The sequence below is a fragment of the Oscillibacter sp. CU971 genome (assembly GCF_905219725.1).
Taxonomy (GTDB): Bacteria; Bacillota; Clostridia; order Oscillospirales; family Oscillospiraceae; genus Oscillibacter.
The window spans coordinates 1-4,426 of the sequence record NZ_CAJMXG010000234.1; the positions used below are offsets into that span (position 1 = coordinate 1).

5 protein-coding genes are annotated in these 4,426 nt (G+C 58.6%); all 5 read left to right on the forward strand.

Translation table 11 applies throughout. The features are described from left to right. The coding region (locus JX325_RS13105; protein WP_204791550.1) for a M23 family metallopeptidase at positions 1 to 801 on the forward strand (801 nt) is incomplete at its 5' end. Positions 802 to 824: 23 nt separating this feature from the next. Beyond that, positions 825 to 1,667 carry a DUF6329 domain-containing protein gene (locus tag JX325_RS13110; RefSeq protein ID WP_204791551.1) on the forward strand — a complete coding sequence of 281 codons (843 nt, stop codon included), beginning with the start codon at positions 825 to 827 and terminating at the stop codon, positions 1,665 to 1,667. Between the two features lie 13 nt (positions 1,668 to 1,680). After that, a complete protein-coding gene (locus JX325_RS13115) occupies positions 1,681 to 2,919 on the forward strand; it encodes a hypothetical protein (RefSeq protein WP_204791552.1) in 1,239 nt (412 codons plus the stop codon). Between the two features lie 20 nt (positions 2,920 to 2,939). Then, a complete protein-coding gene (locus JX325_RS13120; protein ID WP_204791553.1) occupies positions 2,940 to 3,215 on the forward strand; it encodes a DUF6103 family protein in 276 nt (91 codons plus the stop codon). After that, the gene (locus tag JX325_RS13125) at positions 3,212 to 4,255 is read left to right on the forward strand and encodes a hypothetical protein (RefSeq protein WP_016323203.1); all 1,044 of its coding nucleotides are present in this window, start codon (positions 3,212 to 3,214) and stop codon (positions 4,253 to 4,255) included. The genes JX325_RS13120 and JX325_RS13125 overlap by 4 nt, the downstream gene beginning before the upstream one ends. The last annotated feature ends 171 nt before the right edge of the window (positions 4,256 to 4,426 follow it).

The following is a 4,426-nucleotide window of genomic DNA, read 5'->3' on the forward strand; positions in this document are numbered from 1 at the left end:
TTCGCTCAGCTGGATATTGCCATTGCTGCCATCAACGAGAATACAGAGGAAGAAACAAGCCTTGACGATATCCGCGTCAAGGCGATTTTTTATGCTCTGTACTTCGGCGCCGGAAGCCATGGGGACGCTCAGTCCTTTGCGGACTGCTTTGTCACCTGGGAGGAGCGTATCCGCACGGTTCTCGTGGAGGGCAGCGATCCGCCGGAGGAGACAGAGGAGACCTACTCTGCCGCCATCCCCATCGAGGATCTGGGAACCGTCTGGCAGAACATCGCCGCCATGGGTGTGACGCCTACTGCTGAGCAGCGGAGCAACGCCGACAGCATCTATAACCTGATTCGATATGGAGCGGCGGGCGGCGGCAGCGGCTTCGCCGGGTCGGATGTGCCCTTCATCGGCGCGGACGGCTTCTGCTCCCCCATCGGGGAGAACTGGCGGAACGTGGTCACCTCGGAGTTCGGCAACCGCCGTGACCCCTTCACCGGGGAGCGGCGGGGCCACACGGGGATGGATCTGGCCGTTCCCACCGGCACATCTGTCCGCGCCGCCCTGCCGGGAACAGTGACGGTGTCCACCTACAACCAGGGCGGCTACGGCTACTATGTGATGATCGACCACGGCAACGGTCTGTCTACCCTGTATGGCCACAACTCCCAGCTGCTGGCGCGGGTGGGCCAGACGGTGGAGGCCGGGGATGTGATCGCCCTCTCCGGTTCCACCGGGCGCTCCACCGGCCCCCACCTCCACTTCGAGGTACGCATCAACGGAGAGCGGACCAATCCCAGAAGCTATCTGCCATAATTGCAGAGAGGAGGAAACGCACTATGAAATTCAAAGCAAATTTTACAGAAAAGCCGGTCAATTTTCAGATGGACGACTGCCAGATCGAAAAAGTGGTAGAACTGTCCCATGAGGATTTTTGCCGGCTGAAGATCACCCCACTGGTGGAGCAGCCGTTTATTCGGGAGAACAAGGGCTGTATGTTCCACAGGAACGGTATCATCCACTGCCTGCTGGCGCTGGGCCAGGGCAGCAATGATGGGGTGCTCGTTGACGCGGAGAAGTATGACTACGCCCGCCTCGCGGCCTACATTCCCGGAATGCGGGACATCGTCAACGCTCAGATGGATCGGGCGGCGGACTTTATCATCCGCTGGGGGACGGAGAATACCACCAGCGGAAACTGGTGTGTCTATTTCGAGGATCTGGAGGAGCATCTGGATCTGACAATCCAGGAGGGCAGCGGGCTGGACTCTATGCTCCGAGCTGCCCTGAAGCAGCGCCCCGAAGTATCGGCGGTGGATATGCACGACGGCTGCATCGAAGTGGAGTATCATCCGGAATACTGCCAGCAGCTCCAGGAGAAGAAAGCGCCTGAGCTTCTCCTGAAGGATCTGCTTCCCATGCTGAAAGGAGGCGGGCTGATGTTCCTGTGCCATGAGGAAGCGGAGCAGTCGGTGCTGGTGGAAAATCTGTGTGAGCTGACGGACGCCGGGCAGGAGGATCATGCCGCCCTGCTCAATGCCCGTGTGTCTGAGATCTGCGACACGCCTGAAGGGACAGAGATCGTACTCACCGGCGTAGACCCGGAGGAACTGGTGCGGTTCAACGAAGCCCACGACGCTTTTATGGAGGCGGAGCAGTCCATGGGGACTGTGATGGGATAGGGGGTGCGGAGCTGTGAACAGGTTCAATATCCCCCTCGTGGCCGAGGGCCTCACCGCCTACGCCATCGAGCGCCAAAACGGATGGGAACGCCACCAGCCGGAGGGTGCTCCCCCCTGGCAGGCCCAGCGCCGCCTCTGGATAGACGCCATCCTCCAGGGCATGGCAAGGCTGGAGGAACAGGTCCCCGATCCGAAGCTGATGGAGCAGTTCGACCGTGAGCTGGAACAGGCCGGCGGCAGCGCGGCGGCTGTGCCCGCCTCTCTCCAATTGCAGAGAGGGACCATCCAGAATCTGCGGAACTTCGTGACCGCGCTGGAGGACACCGGCGACGACCGCCGCCGCCAGGTCAATGTGGTGCGGGAACTGCTGGAGGACATGGCCTCCCACCTGCCCTGGACTGGCAAAGACAACCGTCTTGACCTCGCCCGAAATGAGGCGGAGCGGTCGCTGGTGCGTATGACCGCTCAGATGCCTATCCGCTTCACACACATCGTCCTGGGTGGAGACGCCGGACCGCACTGGGCAAGCGGTTTTGTTTCTGGCTGCGTCAAGGATGAGGAGGCAGTCAAGCAGTCCTCAGTGTACCGGGGCGCGGTTCGGGACTACCCGGAGATCACAAACTGGGCTGCCCTCTGCGTGGCCTATGTGGGACGCGGCCTGCCCTCTGCCTTGGGAACTGTAGATGCTTCCGACTTTGATCTGGAGATCATGAACCGGGCCGGGGGCAGGTTCCTTGATGAGCGTGGCGTCCGCTGGCTGAGCGGCCCCTATCAGATGACCATAGCCGCCACACTGGAAAAGGCAAAACCGGAGATCATACCGGCAGCAACGGGATGGATGTCAATACAGTATCCCTTACTCCAGGGGAGCCGCACATTGACAGCTGAGGATCTGGACATTCAGGAACGAATCGGTGCGGAAAGGGATTGGATCACATTCCAGTTTGATGTCCTTGCCGATGAACAAGAGGTATTTGGCAGACAGCTGTCCAGTGAAGCTGAGGACTCCTATATTCAGGCGTACACCTCCTACAATGAACACACAGGCCAGGTCGATGATACGCTGGATATTGTGGTGAGGTCTCCTGGTGGCGACGAGTGGTTTTCCTGTACTCTTCCGGATGAAACACGGCAGGTATTGAAACAGAAGATGGACGCTTTTTGTGCGGCGGTGTACGGAGAACATCTGCCGGAGCCGCCAGCACAGCGTCGGAACGGACCCGCTCCGCTCCAGACAGGACCCACTATGTAAAGCAAAGGAGGGAAAGCAGTATGGAGAAAAATGAAATCATGCTGTCCTTCGACAGCGAGAAGATGGAGGCGCTGGTGTTCTATCTGAAGAAGGAGAACACCACAGTGCAGAAGAAGATGGATGAGGCCCTGCGTCTTCTCTATGAGCAGACGGTGCCGGAGCCGCTGCGGGAGTACCTGGACGCCAAGTCCGCGCCCGTCCGTCCCAGGCGTCCGCCACGCCCCAGTCAGCCCAAGGCGGAGACGCCCAAACCGGCGTCCGCTTCCACAGGCGGCGGAAAGGAGGCCGGCGTATGAGCGGCGATGTGCAGTTGGAACTGTGGCTCCATGAGTATAAGCTGGACGCGCTGTCCTCTGTACTGGCGGAACAGGGCACTACTGTAGCGGAGCGGATGAACGATATGCTCCTTCGTCTGTATGAGGAGCAGGTGCCTCCGGAACTTCAGCAGGAGGTTCGTGGCCGCATCCAATCGGAGTACGCCTCGTGGGAAGAAGGACAAACGACAGAGCTGGACTTGGAACAGGCGGAAGATCCATACACGGTGTTTCACGTCCGTGAAAATGGGGCGGATAGGTTTTTCATGCTGGAGTGCAGTGAAAATCTTCTCTGTGTTGCCAACACGCTGCAGGGCTTCCTCGGGAACAGGAGCAGAGAACCGGCGCTCACCGCTGTCCCGAAGGAGTTTTACAGCTCAAAGCCAATCGGTACGGAATTATATGAACGGATGCTGGCGCTCCGCATGGCAAAGCCAAGTAAGGTCGCCGCGGTGTTTGATCTGGATTTTGACAGGCAGGAATTGTCCACAATTGACACCGGGCACGGCTGGAGGACCTATTCAATCAGGGACATCTTTATTGCAGTCAACCAAACCTACCGGAGCAAGGAGAAGAAGCCGGGGCGGAGTTTAGATCGGTTCATGAGCAGCTTAGAGGGCCGGCAGCGTCCCTCCGCAGGGCACATCTCCACGAGTGAGATTTCCTTTGCGGAGGAGATCAGCGAGATAGATGGCCTGCTGAATTTCTACATGGAGACCAACTTTGATGTGGACGCGGTGTTCGGCACACACGTCTGCACCGGCGAGAACGACGACACCCTGAACGTCTACGCCAACTACGACATGGCCTCCGGACAGGTCTGCGATGAGCTGGAGGTCGACCTGCACCGGGCGGACGGGTGTGAGGAGTCAGTGGAATACCGGCTCAACGCTGTTGAAAAAGCAGTTCTGCTTCGGAAGATGGACGCCTACTGCCAGGAGCAGACCGGGCAGACACTGAAGGACTACAGCGCCCAATGGATGGCGGAGGAGATGGCACCGCCCACACAGCCCACGATGTGATATAGACTTTTTGCGTCTATGCCAATCTGACAACCCGATTTTTCGTTGGCTTTGCTGAATAGCTTTCACGGCGAAAGTGTGCCATTGTGTTTCTGCTCCCCCCAAAAGTAAGAAGCTGTACCAATAGAGGGAAAAGTAGTATAATGAGGGAATGATGCAGAAAAATGAGCG

Excerpts from the sequence above, each read along its gene's own strand:
- JX325_RS13120 (WP_204791553.1), top strand. The coding sequence starts at position 2,940 with ATGGAGAAAAATGAAATCATGCTGTCCTTCGACAGCGAGAAGATGGAG.
- JX325_RS13110 (WP_204791551.1), top strand. The coding sequence starts at position 825 with ATGAAATTCAAAGCAAATTTTACAGAAAAGCCGGTCAATTTTCAGATG.
- JX325_RS13125 (WP_016323203.1), top strand. The coding sequence starts at position 3,212 with ATGAGCGGCGATGTGCAGTTGGAACTGTGGCTCCATGAGTATAAGCTG.